At 66.7% G+C, this 19,365-nt stretch carries 22 protein-coding genes and 1 pseudogene; 21 read left to right on the forward strand and 2 right to left on the reverse strand.

Annotated features, from left to right (window positions below; all coding sequences use genetic code 11):
- Window positions 1-59: 59 nt before the first annotated feature.
- Window positions 60-203 (reverse strand): annotated as a pseudogene (locus Q9246_RS26510) (hypothetical protein); the annotation flags it as partial.
- Between the two features lie 27 nt (window positions 204-230).
- Window positions 231-1,082 carry a universal stress protein gene (locus Q9246_RS11210; protein ID WP_306397625.1) on the reverse strand — a complete coding sequence of 284 codons (852 nt, stop codon included), beginning with the start codon at window positions 1,080-1,082 and terminating at the stop codon, window positions 231-233.
- Window positions 1,083-1,322: 240 nt separating this feature from the next.
- On the opposite strand from Q9246_RS11210, the gene Q9246_RS11215 reads away from it, so the two are divergent.
- The 21 genes from Q9246_RS11215 to Q9246_RS11315 all read left to right on the forward strand — a co-directional run bounded on the left by Q9246_RS11215 (window position 1,323) and on the right by Q9246_RS11315 (window position 19,302).
- Window positions 1,323-1,466 (forward strand): hypothetical protein, encoded by a 144-nt coding sequence (locus Q9246_RS11215; protein WP_306397626.1) that lies wholly within the window; start codon window positions 1,323-1,325, stop codon window positions 1,464-1,466.
- A 60-nt stretch (window positions 1,467-1,526) separates the two neighbouring features.
- Entirely contained in the window at window positions 1,527-1,976 is a 450-nt protein-coding gene (locus tag Q9246_RS11220; RefSeq protein ID WP_306397627.1) for a universal stress protein, read from the forward strand.
- A 76-nt stretch (window positions 1,977-2,052) separates the two neighbouring features.
- Entirely contained in the window at window positions 2,053-2,490 is a 438-nt protein-coding gene (locus Q9246_RS11225; protein WP_306397628.1) for a universal stress protein, read from the forward strand.
- A gap of 19 nt (window positions 2,491-2,509) precedes the next feature.
- A complete protein-coding gene (locus Q9246_RS11230; RefSeq protein ID WP_306397629.1) occupies window positions 2,510-2,995 on the forward strand; it encodes a universal stress protein in 486 nt (161 codons plus the stop codon).
- A 12-nt stretch (window positions 2,996-3,007) separates the two neighbouring features.
- Complete coding sequence (locus Q9246_RS11235; protein ID WP_306397630.1) at window positions 3,008-4,189, forward strand: GGDEF domain-containing protein; 1,182 nt, start codon at window positions 3,008-3,010, stop codon at window positions 4,187-4,189.
- A gap of 395 nt (window positions 4,190-4,584) precedes the next feature.
- Window positions 4,585-5,007: a hemerythrin domain-containing protein gene (locus tag Q9246_RS11240; protein WP_306397631.1), complete on the forward strand. Its 423-nt coding sequence runs from the start codon at window positions 4,585-4,587 to the stop codon at window positions 5,005-5,007.
- Window positions 5,007-5,840 carry a universal stress protein gene (locus Q9246_RS11245; RefSeq protein WP_306397632.1) on the forward strand — a complete coding sequence of 278 codons (834 nt, stop codon included), beginning with the start codon at window positions 5,007-5,009 and terminating at the stop codon, window positions 5,838-5,840. The genes Q9246_RS11240 and Q9246_RS11245 overlap by 1 nt, the downstream gene beginning before the upstream one ends.
- Window positions 5,841-6,449: 609 nt before the next feature.
- A complete protein-coding gene (locus tag Q9246_RS11250) occupies window positions 6,450-7,187 on the forward strand; it encodes a lipid-binding SYLF domain-containing protein (protein WP_306397633.1) in 738 nt (245 codons plus the stop codon).
- 63 nt (window positions 7,188-7,250) lie between these two features.
- Window positions 7,251-7,694, forward strand: coding sequence for an Hsp20/alpha crystallin family protein (locus Q9246_RS11255; protein ID WP_306397634.1), 444 nt, complete (start codon window positions 7,251-7,253; stop codon window positions 7,692-7,694).
- A 72-nt stretch (window positions 7,695-7,766) separates the two neighbouring features.
- The gene (locus Q9246_RS11260; protein ID WP_306397635.1) at window positions 7,767-8,921 is read left to right on the forward strand and encodes a 6-phosphofructokinase; all 1,155 of its coding nucleotides are present in this window, start codon (window positions 7,767-7,769) and stop codon (window positions 8,919-8,921) included.
- 124 nt (window positions 8,922-9,045) lie between these two features.
- Complete coding sequence (locus Q9246_RS11265) at window positions 9,046-9,345, forward strand: HypC/HybG/HupF family hydrogenase formation chaperone (protein ID WP_306398145.1); 300 nt, start codon at window positions 9,046-9,048, stop codon at window positions 9,343-9,345.
- On the forward strand, window positions 9,281-9,631 hold the full coding sequence (locus Q9246_RS11270) for a hydrogenase maturation nickel metallochaperone HypA/HybF (RefSeq protein WP_306397636.1): 351 nt from the start codon (window positions 9,281-9,283) through the stop codon (window positions 9,629-9,631). Before Q9246_RS11265 ends, Q9246_RS11270 begins: the two co-directional genes overlap by 65 nt.
- A 117-nt stretch (window positions 9,632-9,748) precedes the next feature.
- Complete coding sequence (gene hypB, locus Q9246_RS11275) at window positions 9,749-10,411, forward strand: hydrogenase nickel incorporation protein HypB (RefSeq protein WP_306397637.1); 663 nt, start codon at window positions 9,749-9,751, stop codon at window positions 10,409-10,411.
- A complete protein-coding gene (hypD, locus tag Q9246_RS11280) occupies window positions 10,408-11,529 on the forward strand; it encodes a hydrogenase formation protein HypD (RefSeq protein WP_306397638.1) in 1,122 nt (373 codons plus the stop codon). Before hypB ends, hypD begins: the two co-directional genes overlap by 4 nt.
- Window positions 11,530-11,532: 3 nt before the next feature.
- A complete protein-coding gene (gene hypF / locus Q9246_RS11285; protein ID WP_306397639.1) occupies window positions 11,533-13,806 on the forward strand; it encodes a carbamoyltransferase HypF in 2,274 nt (757 codons plus the stop codon).
- A complete protein-coding gene (gene hypE, locus Q9246_RS11290; RefSeq protein WP_306397640.1) occupies window positions 13,803-14,810 on the forward strand; it encodes a hydrogenase expression/formation protein HypE in 1,008 nt (335 codons plus the stop codon). Before hypF ends, hypE begins: the two co-directional genes overlap by 4 nt.
- A 12-nt stretch (window positions 14,811-14,822) precedes the next feature.
- Window positions 14,823-15,941 carry a 4Fe-4S dicluster domain-containing protein gene (locus Q9246_RS11295; RefSeq protein WP_306397641.1) on the forward strand — a complete coding sequence of 373 codons (1,119 nt, stop codon included), beginning with the start codon at window positions 14,823-14,825 and terminating at the stop codon, window positions 15,939-15,941.
- Window positions 15,938-16,768, forward strand: a complete 831-nt coding sequence (locus tag Q9246_RS11300) for an FAD/NAD(P)-binding protein (protein ID WP_306397642.1) — start codon at window positions 15,938-15,940, stop codon at window positions 16,766-16,768. The genes Q9246_RS11295 and Q9246_RS11300 overlap by 4 nt, the downstream gene beginning before the upstream one ends.
- Window positions 16,768-17,547, forward strand: a complete 780-nt coding sequence (locus tag Q9246_RS11305; protein ID WP_306397643.1) for an NADH-quinone oxidoreductase subunit B family protein — start codon at window positions 16,768-16,770, stop codon at window positions 17,545-17,547. The genes Q9246_RS11300 and Q9246_RS11305 overlap by 1 nt, the downstream gene beginning before the upstream one ends.
- A complete protein-coding gene (locus tag Q9246_RS11310; protein WP_306397644.1) occupies window positions 17,540-18,838 on the forward strand; it encodes a Ni/Fe hydrogenase subunit alpha in 1,299 nt (432 codons plus the stop codon). The genes Q9246_RS11305 and Q9246_RS11310 overlap by 8 nt, the downstream gene beginning before the upstream one ends.
- Window positions 18,835-19,302 carry a hydrogenase maturation protease gene (locus Q9246_RS11315; RefSeq protein WP_306397645.1) on the forward strand — a complete coding sequence of 156 codons (468 nt, stop codon included), beginning with the start codon at window positions 18,835-18,837 and terminating at the stop codon, window positions 19,300-19,302. Before Q9246_RS11310 ends, Q9246_RS11315 begins: the two co-directional genes overlap by 4 nt.
- The last annotated feature ends 63 nt before the right edge of the window (window positions 19,303-19,365 follow it).

Consider the following 19,365-nt stretch of genomic DNA (forward strand, 5'->3'; position numbering starts at 1 on the left):
AGGCGCGGGCACCATTTCGGGGACCACTTCACCCACCATCCGCATCAGGCTGGTTCACTTCAGGTCGTTGGGGAACAGGGCTTCCGGTGGGCGGCGGGATTGGTGAGGATGAAATTCGATGGCGCCATCGCGTCGAGCAAATGGCGTACCACGAATGCCATGACATCGGTGCGATGCGGCGCCATGTCGTCGACGCCGCAGGTGGCGCTGGCTGCAGCAGCGTGCGTCGTTCAGTGTGCGATGAGCAGGGGAACGGGCGCGCGCGCCAGCAGCTCGCGCGTCACGCCTCCCAGCACCCATTCGCGATAGCGGCTGTGGCCAAAGGCGCCCGCCACGATCAGCCCGGCGCCGCTGTCGCGCGCGAGCGCCATCAGTGCCGTACCCTCGGTCGAGGTGGTGCGCTCGCGCACCACCTCGACCTGGACGCCATGCCGCGCGAGGTAGAGCGCCATGTCGGCGCCCGGTTGTTCGCCATGCCGGTCCGCGTGCTGGTCGGGGTTGATGATGGCCAACTGGACCATTGACGCCTGCTGTAGCAGCGGAAGTGCGGCGTGGATGGCGCGCAGTGCCTGCATGCCGCCATCCCAGCCGACCACGGCAACACCCGGAATCGCGGCATCGTGGTAGCCGGTGGGCACCACCAGCACAGGGCGCGCACCGTGCAGAGCGACGTATTCGGGCAGGTGGGTCGCGCGTCCCAGGCCAGCGTGCTCCGATTTGCCATCGCCCTCCTGGCTGAGGATGACCAGATCGGCGTAGCGCGATTCGAGCAGCAGGGCAAAGGCGACATCGTCGTCGCTCGCGTGCGTTTCGGGCGACTCGATGCCCAGGAGTGCGGCCTGTTGCAAGAACCCGGCAAGCCGCTGCTGAGCAGCGTCACGCAAACTTTGGAAATCGGCTGCCAGGAGCGGTGAGGGCGCAGCCATTGAGCCAGTCAGCACGGCGTAGTCGAGCCAGCTTACGCCGGTCGCGGTCATGCCGATCAGATGGGCGCCGTGGTCGGCGGCGAGCAGCGCGGCCGCTCTCAGGCGGCTTTCTTGCCCCGCCGCGCCATCGACGTATACGACGATCGTTCGGTACATGTCACTTCCTTTCAAGCATGGCCTGCGCAAGGTGGAGAAAACGCTGCGCTGTACCTTCCGGATGGCGGCAGCCAGGGAAACTGTAGAACATTTGAATGTACGCGTCATGCACGAGTTTGACGCTGATCAAATTTGTCGCACATTGAGCCAGGATGGTGGCGGCCGATTCAATCGCGGCGCGAGCGGGCAGATGCCGATTGCAGGCAGGGCACATCCACCAAGGTCGGCGATGGCGGTTGCATGGACCAGTTGACCGGTACCGGCGCAGCGGGCCGGGTATCTGGCGGAATCGCAGCCGGGAGCCGCGTGCGGGAAAGCGGATCGCCTGCCGTGATGGGAATAAAATTGTTGTCTTTATTTGATGTGAGTCAAACAAAAATCTGATCCTGCGTTACACACTGAATTAAAACGCATGCAGTGCGGCTCCATCCGCCCAAGGCAACCATGTTTCGTAAGATCCTCATACCCACCGACGGTTCCGCATTATCGGAAGAAGCGGCGTCCGCTGCCATCGCGCTGGCCCGTGGAAGCGGCGCTGAGATCGTTGCACTGTGCGTCGCGCAGGAATGCGATCGGCCTGATGGGCCGGCAGACGAGGGCACGTGGGCGGCGCGACGCGAACGTGCCTTGAGCGCGGCGGCGCAACGTGCGGGCCGGATTGCGCGTCTCGCGCGGGAGGCAGGTGTCCCGCACAGCCTGGTAACCGCCATGGCGTCCTCGGAACACGATGAAATCATACGGATAGCGCTGGACTTGCACTGCGACCTGATCTTCCTGGCCGCGCACGGCCAATGCGGTGTCACCAGGCTGATCGCGGGGAGGGTGCCGCAGCTGGTGCTGGCCTATTCGCCCGTGCCGGTGATCATGTATCGCGGCAGCACGGTGCCTGCCTGAACCTATCCTGATCCATAACCTGAACTGATCCATAACCTGAACGCCGGCGCCGCCGGCATCACGACTGGAGGCCAATATGGTCCAACGCATCCTCGTGCCGACCGATGGGTCGGATCTGTCCAAACGCGCCGCCATGGCCGCCATCGACTTGGCCAAGCGGGTTGGCGCCGAGTTGGTCGCCATGACGGCCACACCCGAATTCCATGCCATCACTGCCAATCCCGAGATGCTGGAGCAGACGCGCGAGCAGTACGCGCGTTCAAGCAGGGATAGCGGCCAGCATGCGCTGGACCAGATCGCTGACGCCGCGCGCGCGGCCGGCGTGCCCTGCACATGCGTGCAAGTGGTGTCGGACGCTCCCCATGACGCCATCATCGCGGCGGCGCGGGAGCACCGCTGCGACCTGATCGCGATGGCATCGCATGGCCGCCGCGGTATCAAGGGTTTGCTGCTCGGCAGCGAGACCCAGAAGGTACTCGTGCACGGCGCCATCCCGGTGCTGGTATGCCGCTAGCTAGTGGCGGGAGCGGAGCGTGTTCACCCGTATCCTGGTGCCCAGCGACGGATCGGCCGTCTCCCGCCTTGCGGCCGAGGCTGCGATCGACCTGGCGCAGGCCTGCGGCGCCGGCATCGTCGCCCTGTCGATCGTGGTACCTGATGCGCCACTATTGGTCGAAGGCGGCTTGGTGCCCGACCCCGGTCAGCATGAAGAAGACCTGCTCGAGCGGGCTCACGGCGTGGTCGATGCGCTCGAGAGGTCAGCGCTGCGCGCAGGCGTTGACTGCAAACCGGTAACCCGAATCGCGCCGGATGCCAGCCAGGCCATCGTCTTGGCCGCGTCCGACTACGCCTGCGACCTGATCGTGATGGGATCGCACGGTCGGCGTGGCTTGAGCAGGTTATTGGCTGGCAGCGTGACGCAGGAAGTGCTTGCCAGCGCCACGGTGCCGGTCATGGTATTTCGGCCGGCCAGGCCGGACGAACAGACGCACACGGGTGCCGTCGACGACCTGGCGTGATGACAGTGTGCGTTGGGCGCGCGCGAAATAGGCGATGGCGATATGTGCGTGTGGCACGAGACAGAGACGAAGGCGGCCGGTGGCGCCTGGACCGCCATTCGCGCCGCAATGGGGGGCGCTGGAACTGTGCTCGATCCGGAAGACGAAAAGGCGTTCGGCACGGCGGTCGATCGCACGTTGTCGGACCTGTTGCCCGCGCTGGGACCGCTGTTCGGGCTTGCCGTGGTGGTGTTCACAGTATGGGATTTCTGGATCGCGCCGGCGCGCGCGCCGCTGACGGCAACGCTACGCTTGCTTCTCGTCCTGGCAGGCGCGATGGGGTATGGACACTGGGGCGGGCGGCTCTCGGCGCCGGTCCGTTGCGCCCTGGTCTACATCTCGCATACCAGTGCGATGATTCTCAGTGCCGCACTCCTGCCGAACGGGCTGGTACTTGCCTTGCCCGCGATTAGCGGCGCAATGTTCCTGCTGGCCCTGGTCGAGCCGCGCCTCGGTCGCTTTTTTTGCATCACCTTGCCGCCGATGCTGCTGTTCATGCTGCTCGGCGCCCTGGAATTGTCCCAGCCGGCATTTGCCAGCAGCATGCTGGTCCATGCGGCCATGCTGCCTTTGGCGGCGGCAGTGTGCATGACGCAAGGAAGGTGGCGGCGTGCCGCTTTTCTCGGTGAACGGGCCCTCGCGCATGCGGCTCATCACGACAGCCTCAGCGGCGTGTTTGCGCGCGGCTACCTGGTCGAACTGGGGAACCATGACGTCGCCCTGGCCAAGCGTCATGGGCGTCCGCTGGCAATCGGCATGGTCGATATCGACTACTTCAAGCGGGTCAACGACAGCTTCGGGCATGCCGCAGGCGATTTGTTGCTGTGCGCGGTCAGCAAAGCCTGTTGCGCCCAATTGCGGGCCAGCGACTACTTCGGGAGAATCGGCGGCGAGGAATTCGTCTGCGTCATGCCGGAGACGACTGAAGACGATGCGCTGGCGTGCGCCGAGCGGATGCGCGCCGCAGTGGCCGCGATCCGGATCGAGACGGCTTCAGGAATTCTGGGATGCACGATCAGCGTCGGCATCGCGGCGTTGCAGCGGGAACATGCCGACTTTGACGGTCTGCTCGCGGCGGCCGATAGCGCCATGTACCGGGCCAAGACGAGCGGCCGCAATCGCGTCGTGCTGGCGGCGCCGCGCCTTTGCTACTGACTGACCAGTGGCTTGTCCGCCGTGTCTGCCAAGAGCGAATGCACGTGCCTGCGATCGAGCAGCTCGATGTTTTGCAGTTGAAGCCGCCACGCCCCCCATTCCTTGGACTCGCCGTCCTTGCCGCCCGCGGGGCACTGGTCGGCCTCGAATTGCGCACATGGCTGGCACTGCGGATGGCGTCGCGCCCGCCTCAACTGCCTGGACGAGCCGCCGGGCACCTGGAATAGCTGCTGCACCACGTTATTTCTACGAAGTCTACTCACCGCAGTTTGAACTTTTGATCTCAGTCAAACTCAGTGCAATATATTACGAGCACACTGCGATCTCTTAAATCGATGTCAAGGCCGATCTCTCTCATGACTTCAATACCGCGATTGCCTCGACGCCCGCACACCATGATCCAGGCGCTGGTACTGACTCTGGACCGCCTGTCGGTCCAGGTTGGCCAGACGGCACACGCGCCGGACAAGTCCCTTGCAGGCGCGTTGTGTGGTCTGGTCGCATCGGTCGAACGTGCTTTTCGCCAGGAGGATGCGCTGATGGAAGAAACCGGATATCGCGGCTTGCACGTGCAACGGAAGGACAATGCGCCGATCTTGTGCGCCTTGCGTCGTGCTGACGCGCGGGTCGAACACGGTGATATGGCGATCGGTCGCGAGATGATTGCTGCATTGCCGGGACTGCTGTCCCTGCACCGGACGACGGCGCTCGGTATGCTCAACCACAGCATGGGCGGTGATCGAGGGTGCGTGGTCATGCGCAGTGGCCGGATCCGCATCCGGACGGCCCCGCGGTACCGGCCAGGGCGGGGGCAGTGATGAATTACCGATCCATGCTAGTGCATGCGGACTTGTCACGTCATGCGACCGAACGCCACCGACTTGCGGCCCGGCTGGCCAGTGCGCACGATGCGCACCTGATCGCCGTCGCCGCGACAGGCGTGTCGCGTGCGGTGTTTCCTCATGGCTATCAGGCTGCTGCAGGAAGCCTTGAAGAGAGTTATTTCGAGCCGCTGCGCGACAGCGCGACGCAAGCGCTGGATCGCTTCGACGCCATCGCCCTCCAGACGGGAGTCGCGCACGAGACCCGCCTTGTCTGGGACCTGGCCAGCGATGCGCTCGCCCGGATGGCGCGGTTCGTCGACCTGGCGGTGGTGAGCCAGTACGATCCCGACGAAGCGCTGACCGAGCCGGGGTGGCGCATCCCCGAATACGTCGCGATCACAAGTGCCTGTCCGGTACTGGTGCTGCCATGTGCCGGCGCGACCGACACTGGCCGCCACATCCTGGTTGCCTGGGACGGTAGCAGGGAGTCCTCGGCCGCGCTGAAGGCGGCGCTCCCGATGATGCGGCGCGCGGCGCGCGTCAGTATCGTGTCTTTCCGCTCTCCGGACGATGGCGATATCCTGGACGCCCGCTGTCAGACCGATCTGGCCGCCTTCCTGGCTCGCCACGAGGCTTGCGCCGATATCCTTGCGCTTGACCGTCATATTGACCACGGACAGGCCTTGCTCGCCATGACCCAGGAAGAGGCTGTCGACCTGATCGTGATGGGCTGCTACGGACACTCGCAGTTCCGCGAACTGTTCCTGGGCGGCGTGACCAGGACGGTCCTGCGCGAGACAAGCGTTCCCGTGCTGATGGCGCGCTGAGGTCCAGGCGGCGACGCGGCCAACATCGTCATGGGTGTCCTGGTTCAACCACCTTCGCCAGCTGGAACCGCTGGGCTGTATAGCGCCAGCTGATGCTGAGGCAAACCATCGCAAGCAACCGGGCAGACAAGCCATGCCGGCCTGACTCACACTAGCCGGCCTCCACGAACGCGGGGGCGATTCAGCCGGGATTGCTCAGCACTTTGAGCAGGGCACAGGCCTGTGCGGCGGCAGCCTGCATGTCTTGCAGGTTCAGGCGGGCTGGGCTCGGCATGTCGTCTTCATCGCTTCCGTGCGATTCGACGTATCACAGTACATTACATTTCCAGGTAGATCGACGGTCGGCCGACTGGCAGGGTGCACAGTCCCGTTGCTGCCCTATTGCGTTGGAGTGCAAACACAATAGCGTCGGAGCAATTTGATATCGATCAAAAATCCATTGGTTTTTTTACTTTTCAGTCAGCTGCCATCATCCAGGAACCGAGGCCTGGCTTACACTAACACCGTTGGGGGACTTGTTCCAGCCATTGAGAATCCGGTGCCGGGCCATGCTGCCGCGACCAGTTTCAGAAGCAACCTCCCGCCGTCGAGATGAGGGGCCATGCATCAATGAGAAACCAAGCACGCGTAGTGTGCGTCGCGGTATGCCTGTCCGTCGTGGCCATGGCGTTTCCGCGCCCAGGCGCACTCGCGCAAGCAACCGCCAACGCCGCCGCATCGCAGCCGGGGCGCTCGACACCTGCCAACCGCCACGCGGCGGCAGCCCGGAAGCGTGTTGCGGAGGCAGCCGCGGTAGTGGCCAGGATGGAAGAGGTGCCGCGCCTACGGCAGTTGCTGCGGCAGGCCAAAGGCGTTTTCATCGTGCCGCATTATGGCCGTTCGGCGCTGGGCCTAGGGGTCGAGGGCGGGTCCGGGGTGCTTCTCGCCAGACGGCAGGACAACAGCTGGAGCGATCCGGCCTTCTTTTACCTCGGAAGTATTTCTCTCGGCGCACAGGCCGGAGCGCAGGGTGGACCGGTTGCGATCGTGCTCAACAACGATGCGGTGCTTGCCAAGTTCTTCCAGAACACGGATTTCTCGCTCAACGGGGACACCGGTCTGAAGGTGCTGAACTGGGCCGGCTTTATCGAGGGAAAGGCCGGTGCCGGCGATGTCGTCGTGTGGAGCGGCACCGAAAGCTTGTTCGGCAACGCGGCGGCCATCAGCGTCAACGGAATCCGCTACAGCCAGACGGCGACGACCGCCTACTACGATCGCATCGTCACGGCGCAGGATGTCATGGCAGGAAAGTTCAGCAATGCGCAGGCCGATCCGCTGAAGCTGGCGCTGGCGAATGCCTCCAGGTGACGCCGACCCGGCCCGCGCGGTCTAGAAACAATCAGTAGTCGACTCACACAAAGGGAGGATGTCATGAACAGATTAACGCGCTTTGACCCGTTCAACGAGATAACCCGTTTCGAGCCGTTCCGTAACATGGACGAGTTCTTCAATGATTTGCGCATGGTGCCGGGCTGGCGTGGCCCCGAAGCGCAACCGCGGATTCGCGTCGACGTGGCAGAAACCGAGCAGGCGTACACCTTGAAGGCGGAGATTCCTGGCGTGAACAAAGACGATATCAAGGTTGCCGTAGAGGGAAACCAGGTAACCCTGACCGCCGAGGTTCGCCAGGAAAAGGATGAGAAGACCGAGAACACGCTGCGCAGCGAACGCTACTTCGGTGTACAGACGCGCAGCTTCACCCTGCCGCAAGACGTCGACGACGCCAATGCACAGGCCATGTACAAGGACGGCATCCTGGAGCTGACCCTGCCCAAGAAGCCGGGAACCGCCCGCAGACAGCTGCAGATCCAGTAATCGCGAGGGCAGCGGGCCGCCGAACCCGGCGGCCCCGCAATAGAAAAGTCGTGCACGACGAGGCGCTGATTCATGGATCCTGTCATCAGGCGAATTGCCATCTCCACAGGAGGGGGCGACGCTCCCGGGCTCAACGCCGTAATCCGCGCGGTCGTGCTTGCTGCAGACCAGCTTGGTTGGGAATGCCATGGTATCCGGGACGGCTTCAATGGACTGCTCGCCCCCGAGCACTGCCTCGGCGAACCGGTTCTACGCCTGTCGACCGATGCCGTGCACGGCATCGGCCATCTCGGCGGCACGATCCTCGGCAGCACTAACCGGGGCAACCCGATGCGCTATCCAAAGAGTGGGAGCGGCGGGCCCATCGAACAGGATCGCACCGACGAGCTGGTTGGTCTTTGCCGCCAATGCGGCTTCGATGCCCTGATCGTTGTCGGGGGCGACGGCTCGATGAGCATCGCCGATTGCCTGCGGCGCAAAGGACTGCGGGTGATCGGCGTACCCAAGACGATCGACAACGATCTCGACCGCACCTTCCAGACTTTCGGTTTCGACTCCGCAGTAGGATTCGCGACCGAATGCATCGACCGTCTGCACACCACGGCGGATAGCCAGCACCGCGTAATGGTTGTCGAAGTGATGGGACGCTACGCTGGCTGGATTGCGCTGCACGCGGGCCTGGCGGCGGGCGCGCATGCGATCCTGCTTCCCGAAATCCCGTTCTGTCTCGATACGGTGGCGCAGGCCATCGCGAAACGCGACGCTGCCGGGCGGCGCCACTCCGTCGTCGTGGTGGCTGAAGGCGCACAGCCGCTCGGGCGGCGGCGTGAGCTGCTCGCGGCCGCCGGGGCCGGCCAGGCCGAGCGCCTGGGCGGCATTGGCGCCTGGGTCGAAGCGGGACTCGGCAGCCGTACAGGCAAGGAATGCCGCAACGTGGTGCTGGGCCATCTGCTGCGCGGCGGACGCCCTTCCGCATTCGACCGCGTCATCGCATCGCGCTTCGGGGCAGCGGCAGTCAGGATCCTGGCACGCGGCGAGCAGGGCGTGATGGTGGCGCTGGACGGGGATGGCATCGTAAGCGTGCCCCTGGCCGAGGTTGCCGGCCGCAGCAGGCGGGTTCCCATCGACGGCGATACGGTGCACACCGTGCGCGAGCTCGGCATCTGCCTTGGCGAGCGTAATGGGCGGAGCCCGGACAAAATGGACGCTGGCCAGCCGCGCTGGTGAACGCAGGATTCCGAAGCTTGCTTCGCCCATGCTGGCAAATTTGATCCGAATCAAACGAAGAAGCCCGAGCTTGCGAGAGTATTTGTTTAATCTCCATCCGCGTTGTCGGGTACAAGGTGTTGGCATGTGCCTTGCCGTACCAATGGAAGTACTGAAAATCGAGGACGGGACTGCCTGGTGCAGCGCAAGCGGCATACGGCGTGCAGTCAGCCTGTACTTGCTCCCGTCCGATGCGGTCGCGCCGGGTGACTTCGTGCTCGTCCATGTGGGATACGCCATCCAGAAGATCGTCGCGCATGAGGCAAGGACGACCTGGGAGCTCATCGACCGGATGCAGGGGGTGGAAATCCCGAAACGCGATGCACGAACTTTCGATCAGCAGGGCGCTGCTCGACCAGCTTGCCGGCCTGGTAAGGCAACATAATGCCACTGGTGTCAGCGCCATTACCTTGTGCATCGGGCCGCTGTCAGGGATCGAGCCAGCACTGTTGCGGGCAGCCTACATGCAGTCCCGCAAGCAGACCGTCGCCGAGCATGCGGACCTGATCATCCTGCCTGCCGCGGTACGCGTGCTATGCCAGGAGTGCGCCGCCGTGTCCGAGGCCACGCCGGCGCGGCTGACATGCGCGGCATGCGCGTGCTCCCGGACGCGCCTGCTGAGTGGTGACGAGATGTTGCTGGAAAGTGTAGACCTGGAGTTCGGCGCCTGAGCCGGCCGCCTTGTGAAAGGAATCCTCATGTGCGCAGATTGTGGCTGTGGAGCAAGCGAGGCGGACAAGACGCCACACTACGTGCCACTGGCGCGGAGCAGCTCGAGGGTGAAGGTCATGCGCGGCCTGCTGTGCGAGAACGACCGGGCAGCCGGGCACAACAGGCGGCATTTCGACCTCCACCAGACCCTGGCCATCAACCTCATGTCATCCCCGGGCGCCGGCAAGACCGCCTTGCTCGAGGCCAGCATCGAGGCGCTGTCGGCCACCTTCCGGATCGCGGTCATAGTCGGCGACCTGGAAACCGACAACGATGCCCGCCGCATCCGGGCCAAGGGCGTGCCTGTGGTGCAGATCACGACGGGAAGCGCCTGCCACCTCGACGCGGCAATGGTCCACGACGCCTGGCACCAGCTGCGCAACGAGCCGGTCGATCTCCTGTTTATCGAGAACGTGGGCAACCTCGTATGCCCAGCCAGCTTCGCTCTTGGCCAGCATGCCGACGTGATCCTGCTGTCCGTCCCCGAAGGCGACGACAAGCCGGCCAAGTACCCGGTCATGTTCCGCTGCGCCGACCTCATGCTGATTACGAAGATCGACCTCCTGCCTTACCTCGCGGACTTCGTGCCGGAACGCGCGCAGCGCTACATGAATGAGATTGGCAACCCTGCACCGACCCTGGCGACCTCTTCCCGCGATGGCACCGGCATGGACGAATGGTTCGGTTGGTTGCGCCGGCTGCATGCGGCGCAGGGCCACCCGGCAGAGGTTGCAACATGAGCGTCACGGCGCTGCAATGGCTGAACGAGATCGCGCGACTTCCCCTGCCCGATCGCGTCCGGATCATGAACGTCTGCGGCGGCCACGAGCGTACCGTCGCGATGGCGGGTCTCCGCACCGTCCTGCCGCCGCAAGTCGAGATCATCCCCGGCCCCGGCTGCCCCGTCTGCGTGTGTCCGGAACAGGACATCCACGATGCGATCCGCTTGGCGCTCGACCATGGGGTGATCCTGCTGGCATTCGGCGACATGCTGCGGGTGCCCGGCAACCTGCCCAAAGGCGAGGTACGGTCGCTCGAGCAGGCGCGCGGGGCGGGCGCCGATGTGCGGCCGATCGCCAGTCCGCTGGAGGCGGTCGCGGTCGCGCGCGCCAATCCGGCCCGTCCCGTGGTGTTCTTCGCGGCCGGTTTCGAGACCACCACGGCGCCGGTCGCCGCGATGCTGCTCGACGCGCCGCCGGCCAACCTGTTCCTGCTGCTGTCGGCGCGCCGCACCTCGCCCACGGTGGCCATGCTGCTGGAATCGGAGCGGCCTTCCTTCGACGCCCTGCTGGCCCCGGGCCATGTCTGCGCCGTCATGGGACAGGAGGAGTGGGGCTTCGTGGTCGATCGGCATGCGGTCCCGGCGGCGGTGGCCGGGTTCACGCCGGACAGTCTGCTGGCGGCGACTTATTCGGTGTTGCGGCAGATCGTCGAGGGCCGCTGTTTCCTGGACAATTGCTACCCACAGGTGGTGCAAGCGGGAGGGAACCCATTCGCGCAGCGCCAGCTGCTGCAGGCGATGGACGTCATCGATGCGCAATGGCGCGGGATCGGCACGATCCCGAAGTCCGGCTACCGGATTGGGCAGGCCTTCGCCGCGCACGACGCGCGCCTGCGATTTCCGACTGCGCCCACTGCGGCCGGGACGACGCGGCCACGTGCCGGACAGATGCCGCCCGGCTGCGATTGCGCCAAGGTGGTGCTGGGCAAGATCTACCCCGACCATTGCCGCCTGTACGGACGGGCCTGCACCCCGCGGGCACCTATTGGTCCCTGCATGGTGTCCGACGAAGGCGCCTGCCGGATCTGGTGGACGAGCCGGGCGCGCAGCCCGGTGCTGGCCGCGAGCGGAGAGTAGGGCATGGACAGCGCCGGCGCCGGCAGCCTGCAGGAACCCGGTGGCGAGAGCCAGGCCTGCCGCTGGCTGCTGACCGGGCGCGTGCAGGGGGTGGGCTTCCGGCCCTTCGTGTACCGACTGGCCCGGGCCTACGGCATTCGTGGCTACGTGCATAATGTCGCAGGACAGGTCGTGATCGTCGGCGAAGCCGGAGCGGCGGCGCTCGCGCAGTTCGGCCACGCGCTGCTGGCCCAGGCCCCTCGGCTTGCGCTCCCGCGCATCGCGTCCTGCGCCAACTGCGCGCCGGTCGGATTCGCCGACTTCCGGATCGTGCCCAGCGAGCAGGCGCGCGAGCGCGAGCTTCATCTGCCTCCCGATTGCTTCTGCTGCGATGATTGCCTGAGCGAGCTTGGTGATCCCGCTGACCGCCGCTATCGCTATCCCTTCATTAACTGCACGCAGTGCGGGCCGCGCTACACGCTCATCACGGGCATGCCCTATGACCGCGAGAATACGACCATGCGCGAGTTCGCCATGTGCCCGCTGTGCCGCGCGGAGTACGAGGATCCCGGGAACCGCCGTTTCCATGCCGAGCCGATCGCTTGTCCCGCCTGCGGTCCGCAATTGTGCTTCCACGCGCCAGGTTCCCCCGCGATCGATAACACGCAAGCGGCGCTGGCCGCCTGCGCCGCACAGATTGCCGCTGGCCGGATTGTCGCCGTCAAGGGCATCGGGGGCTACCACCTGATGGCCGATGCCACCAGCGAAAGTACGGTGGCCCGGCTGCGTGAACGCAAGCGGCGGCCGCACAAGCCGCTGGCGCTGATGCTGCCTGCCGGCGCGGCGCGAATCCGGTCGCTGCTCGATATCGACGAGGCCGGCTACGCGGTGCTGGCCGGTCCGCTCCGGCCGATCCTGCTGGCACGGCCGCGAACGGGTGGGCCCCTTGCGCCGAATATCGCGTCGGGCCTGCACGAAGTGGGGGCGATGCTGGCCTACAGTCCGCTGCACCACCTCCTGATCGAGGCCGCTGGCGTACCGCTGGTGGCCACCTCCGCCAATCTCAGCGGGGAGCCGGTCCTGACCGAGGCGGACGAGGTCGAGGCGCGGCTCGCCGGGGTCGCCGACGGTTATCTCCACCACGGGCGGCGTATAGCGCGGCCGGCGGACGACCCGGTGTTCAGGATGATCGCGGGCAGGCCGCGCCCGATCCGCCTGGGACGCGGCGCCGCACCCATCGACCTCGCGCTCCCGTTTCCGCTGCCTGGCCCGGTCCTGGCCGCCGGCAGCCAGACGAAGAACACGCTGGCGCTGGGCTGGGTGGCGCGCGCAGCGATGTCGCCCCATATCGGCGACCTCGACAGCGCACGCGCCATGGACGTCTTCCAGCAGACGGCGGCCGACATGGCGGCTCTCCAGGGCATCTCGCCGGCGGCGATCGCCTGCGATGCGCACCCCGGTTTCGCCAGTACCCGCTGGGCCGCCGGCACGGGACTGCCATTGATCAAGGTTTGGCACCACCACGCCCATGCGTCGGCGCTGGCGGCGGAACATCCGGATGTCGACGCCTGGCTGGTCTTCACCTGGGATGGCGTTGGTCTCGGGATGGACGGAACCCTGTGGGGCGGCGAAGCGTTCTCCGGTATGCCGGGTCGCTGGCGGCGCGTGGCGACGTTGCGGCCGCTGCGCATTGTCGGCGCCGGGCTGGCAGCGCGGCAACTCTGGCGCAGCGCGGCCGCCATGTGCTGGGATGCGGGCCACGCATGGCGTTCCGAGCGGTACGGGCTCCTGCGGCATGCATGGCGCAGGCAGCTCAACTGTCATACGAGCTCGGCCGCCGGACGGCTGTTCGATGGCGCCGCGGTGCTGCTGGGCCTGCTGGAAGAAGGTGATTTCGAGGGGCAGGGACCGATGTGGCTGGAGGCCGCCGCGGACCGGAACAAGGGCGCGGCACTGCCCCTGCCGGTGGCGAGAAATGCCACTGGTCTGTGGGAACTGGATTGGCGTCCAGTGCTGCCCATGCTGCTTGATGCGAGCCGACCGTCGGGCGAGCGTGCCGCGGTCTTCCAGGCCAGCCTTGCAAGCGGCCTGCTGGCACAGGCGCACGCGCTGCGAAGGGACACCGGGGTGCGCCGGGTCGGCCTGTGCGGGGGCGTGTTCCAGAACCGTTGGCTTACCGGGCAGGTCGTCGGCCTGCTGGCCGGGGACGGCTTCGATGTGCGGCTGGCCGAGCGGCTGCCATGCAACGACGCGGCGCTCTCCTTCGGGCAGCTGGTGGAAGCGGGAGCACGGCCATGACGCCCAACAGCCGCATCCAGCTAGCGCACGGCAACGGCGGCCGCCTGATGCGCGAGCTGATCGAAACGGTCTTCGTGCGCCATCTTGCAAACCCCTGCCTGGATACGGACCTCGATGGCGCCACGGTGCCGCTGCGCGCCGGTCATATCGTGCTCAGTACTGACGCCTTCACCGTACAGCCCCTCGAGTTCCCCGGTGGCGACATCGGCAAGCTGGCCGTCAACGGCACGGTCAACGACCTGGCCGTCGCCGGCGCCACGCCGCAGTACCTGACGCTCAACGCCATCATCGAGGAGGGCTTCGCGATTGAGCAACTGGACCGGATCGTGCTTGGCATCGCGCGCGCCGCGCGCGCCGCGCAGGTGGCCGTGGTCGCGGGCGACACCAAGGTAGTGCGGCGCGGCGAAGCCAGCGGCCTTTACCTCGCCACCACCGGCGTCGGCCTGCGGCCCGATGGGCTGCGGCTGGGCATGGCACACGTGAAGGAAGGCGATCGGATCCTCGTCAGCGGGCCGGTGGGCGACCACGGTACTGCGGTGCTGCTGGCACGCGAGGAGTTCGGGCTGGCGGGCGAACTGAAGTCCGACTGTGCCAATGTGATTGGCCTGGCACAGGCGCTGCTGCCGATTAGGGGCCTGCGCTTCATGCGCGACCCGACGCGCGGCGGGCTGGCGACCGTCTGTCACGAACTGTGCCGCGGGACCGGACTCGGCATCGTGCTCGGCGAGTCCGCCATCCCCGTCTTTCCGGAGGTGCGCGCCGTTTGCGACATGCTTGGCTACGACCCACTCTATCTCGCGTGCGAAGGCCGCGTCGTTGCCGTGGTGGCCGCGCACGCCGCCGCCGCCGCGCTGACCGCGTGGCGCAGCCTGCCCGAGGGACGCGAGTCGGCGATCGTCGGCGCCGTTTCCGGCGAACGGCGCTGCGTGATGCTGCGAACCGCCCTTGGCGGCGAGCGCTATCTCGAAGAACTGGAAGACGATCCGCTGCCGCGGATCTGCTAAGCGAGGATCGCCATGGACAGCGCACAGGCCTATTTCATGCCGCGGGCACGGCTACAGGACCTGATCGATTCGCTTGCCGCCGCCGGCTACCAGTGCATGGGGCCCAAGGCGCGCGACGGTGCCATCGTGTTCGAAGCGCTGGCGGACGCAAGCGAACTCCCGACCGGCATGCGCGACCACCAGGAGCCGGGCAGCTACCGGCTGACCGACACCGGCAGCCCGCGCGCGTTCGCCTGGGCTAACGGTCCCCAGGCCCTGAAACCGCTCCTTTTCGCGCCCAGCGAGGTATTGTGGCGTGCCCGGCGCCGTCTGGACGGGGGGCTCGATTTCGGCAGCGATGCGCCGCAGGTCCGGCCGCTGGCGGTGTTCGGGGTCCGGGCCTGCGATCTTGCCGCGCTGGCGATCCAGGACCAGCATTTCGTGCAAGGGGCGCATGGCGCGGCGCCCGATCCCTTCTACCGGATGCGGCGCGACGGCTTGTTCCTGGTCGCCGTCAACTGCAGCCATCCGGCCTCGACCTGCTTCTGCGTCTCGACCGGCGATGGGCCGCGCGCGACCCATGGCTTCGATCTTGCACTCGACGAACGGGACGACGGCTTCCTGGTCGAAGCGGGAAGCGAGCGGGGACGGGCCGTGCTGGAAGGCCTGGCGCTGGCCGCCGCGCTGCCCGCGCAGCTGGCCGAGGCGCGGGAACAGACGGCAAGGGCGGAACAGGCCATGACGCGCAGCCTGCCGGGTAGGAACCTGCGCGCCTCCCTGTTTGCAAACCTCGAGCATCCGCGCTGGGACGAGGTCGCCGACCGTTGCCTCTCGTGCGGAAACTGTACGTCGGTATGCCCGACCTGCTTCTGCCACAGCGAGCCAGAGCGGCCACGCATCGACGGCGGCGAGTCGGTCCACGCGCGCGAGTGGGACTCCTGCTTCACCCGCGGCCACAGCCACATCCACGGCCTGACGGTGCGTCCCGACACCCGGACGCGCTACCGCCAGTGGCTCACGCACAAGCTGGGCAGCTGGCACGACCAGTTCGGCCGCAGCGGCTGCATCGGCTGTGGACGCTGCATCGCCTGGTGCCCGGTCGGGATCGACATCACGGAAGAAGCCGGCGCGATCTGCAGGAGCGGACCGTGAACCCGCATCTGCCCGCCGAAGCCGAGGTCGTCGAGCGGATACAGGAATCGGCTTCGGTGTTCACCCTGCGGCTCAGGCTGTGCGATCAGGCAGTCCGCGAAGGCTACCGCTTCGATCCCGGCCAGTTCAACATGCTATATCTGTACGGCGCAGGCGAAGTACCGATCTCGATCGTCTCCGACCCGGAAGAGCCCGAGCATCTGCTGCACACCATCCGCGAGGTCGGGCGCGTCACCCATGGCATGGCCCGGCTACGCACGGGCGAGCGCATCGGCCTGCGCGGTCCCTACGGGCGGGGGTGGCCCCTGGCGCTGGCACAGGACCGCGACGTGCTGGTGCTGACGGGCGGGCTCGGCTGTGCGCCAGTCGTTTCCGTCATCAATCACATCGTCCTGCGCCGGCCCGAGTTCGGGCGGCTGACGATCATCCAGGGGGTCAAGCATGCCGAAGATTTGCTGTGGCGCGAGCGCTATGCCGCCTGGGCGGGCCTGGCCGACACCCAGGTCCTGCTCTCGGCCGATCATGGCGGCCCCCTTTGGCCCTGGCACGTCGGCCTGGTGACCGGGGTATTCGACGAGGCCCGGATCGAGACCGGGCAGACCCTGGTGATGATGTGCGGGCCGGAGGGCATGATGCGCGCCAGCGCAAGGGAGCTTGCCTTGCGCGGCGTGGAGGAGGGCAATATCTGGCTCAGCATGGAGCGCAACATGCATTGCGCGCTCGGCCACTGCGGCCATTGCCAGTACGGCGGGTCCTTCGTGTGCCGCCAGGGGCCGGTGTTCTCCTATCCTGAGATCAAGCCGCTGTTCGATGTCTGGGGATTCTGATGAAGCCGCGTATCGCCGTTCATAAATTCAGTTCCTGCGATGGTTGCCAGCTCGCCTTTCTCAACCTCGGGGAAACGCTCTTGCTGCTGCCGCAACTGGTCGACATCGTGCACTTCGCGGAAGCCGGACCGGTAGCGGCGGACGAAGCGGTGGATGTCGCGTTCGTCGAGGGAAGCATTTCGACCCCGCACGACCTCGAGCGCATCCGCCAGGTGCGGGCCAGCGCCACCTGGCTGGTGACGATCGGCGCCTGCGCGACCGCGGGCGGGGTGCAGGCGCTGCGCGGGATGGCCGACGCCAAGGCGTGGGTGCAGGGCATCTACGCCAGTCCGGAGTATGTCGAGACCCTGGTCAGTTCCACGCCGATCGCGCGGCACGTCAAGGTCGATCTCGAACTCTGGGGTTGTCCGGTCAACGGCAGGCAAGTGCTGGGCGCCCTGCGCGCCCTGCTGTCAGGCGTGATGCCGCCGGAAGAAGAAGACAAGGTCTGCCTCGAGTGCAAGCGCCGCCAGTATGTCTGCGTCATGGTAGCGCAGGGATCTCCCTGCATGGGACCGGTCACGCGCACCGGATGCGGCGCCCTGTGTCCCTCGTTTGGACGTGACTGCTACGGCTGCTACGGGCCCGCCGAGAATCTGAATACCCGGTCGCTGTCTCGCTGGCTGGAAGGACTGGGACTGGTCAGGGAAGAAGTCGCGCGCCGCTACCTGTTCATCAACAATGGCGCGCCGGCTTTCCGCAAGGCGGGCCTGGAAGCGACGGGAGCCGAAGATGAATGACAAGCGCACGGTCGGCATCCGGGTACCGGTATTGGCCCGGGTGGAAGGCGAGGGCGCGCTCGAGATCGACATCGCGGACGGCCGGATTGCCAGCCTCAGGCTGCGCATCTATGAGCCGCCGCGCCTGTTCGAGAAGTTCCTCCAGGGGCGCGCCTGGCACGAGGTGCCAGACATGGTGGCGCGTATCTGCGGGATCTGCCCGGTCGCCTACCAGATGAGTGCCGTGCATGCGCTGGAGCGCATCTTCGGGATCGATCCCGGCCCCTGGGTGCGGGCGATGCGCAGGGTGATGTATTGCGGCGAATGGATAGAGAGCCACTGCCTGCACATCCACCTGCTGGCGGCGCCTGACTTCCTGGGCTGCAGCAGTGTCATCGAGCTGGCGCAGGACCATCCGGACCAAGTGCGGCGCGGGCTGGCCCTGCAGGCCCTCGGCAACGACCTGATCCGGCTGCTTGGTGCGCGCTCGGTGCATCCAGTCGGCGTGCGGGTCGGTGGCTTCCACCATGCGCCAGCGCCGCAAGCGGCAGCGGCGCTGTGCCAGCGGCTGCGGGAGGCCCTGCCGGAAGCGCAGGCGCTGCTGGCCTGGACCGCGGCGCTGCCGCTGCCGGACAGCGCGCAGCAGTTTCCCAGCGTCGCCCTGCACCATCCGCACGAGTATCCGATGAACGAGGGCCGCATCGTGTCCAGCCAGGGGCTCGACATCGGCGCGGACGACTACGAAAGCCGCTTCGCCGAACACCAGGTGCCGCACTCTACAGCCCTGCACAGCCTGCTGCAGGGGCAGGCCTACCTGGTCGGGCCGCTCGCCCGTGTCAACCTGAACCATCATCTTCTGCCGGAACCCGTGCGCGCGGGGCTGGCCGCGGCCGGGATCCCCTTCCCCAGTTCGAATGTCTTCCACAGCATCGTGGCGCGCGCCGCTGAAGTGTGGTGCGCCTTGCTGGAGGCGCTCCGGCTCCTGGAGCAATACCGCTTGCCTGATGCGCCATGGGCGGAGATCATCCCGCGTGCCGGCATCGGGATGGCATGCACCGAGGCTCCACGCGGCATCCTGTGGCACCGCTACGAGACCGACGGCGACGGAATCATCCGGCGGGCGCGGATCGTCCCGCCGACCAGCCAGAACCAGGCACGGATCGAACAGGACCTCTTGCAATCGCTCGAGGATTTCGGCCTGGACCGTCCCGACGACGAGCTGCGCCGGCGTGGAGAGACTGTGATCCGCAACTACGATCCCTGCATCTCCTGCGCGACACACTTCCTCACGCTTGCGGTGCGGCGCCGATGAGCCGGGTCCGCATCATCGGCATCGGCTCCGCCTGCGGCGACGACCGTATCGGCTGGGACGCCATCGCGGCGCTGGAGGCCGGCGGCATGTCGGGACGCTACCCGGCCGGCTCGGTCGAAGCCTGCCGCTGCGAGCGGCCGGCCGAACTGCTGGCGCTGCTGCGCGACGTGGATGCCATCATCCTGGTCGACGCGCTGCAAAGCGGAGCCCGCCCCGGCACGGTCAGGAAGCTCGACCCCCATGCGCTGGCGGCGTCGCCCGGCTCGGTGTCGAGCCACGGCTTCAGCGTGGCCGAGAGTATCGCCCTCGGCCGGGTGCTCGCCATCCTGCCCCCGATCCTGCTGGTGTACGGCGTGGAGGCGGGTCAGGCGGCGCCAGGCACCGAGCCGGACCCGGCGGTCCGCGCCGCCATCCCGGGCTTGCTCGACACGATCGCCGACGATCTCGGCCGGATTATCCGATGAAGCGCCCGTGGCTGCGCCGGCTGGGCCTCGCGCTCGCGTCGTTACTGCTGGGTGGCGCGGCCT

Source organism: Telluria beijingensis (genome assembly GCF_030770395.1).
GTDB classification, from domain to species: domain Bacteria; phylum Pseudomonadota; class Gammaproteobacteria; order Burkholderiales; family Burkholderiaceae_D; genus Telluria; species Telluria beijingensis.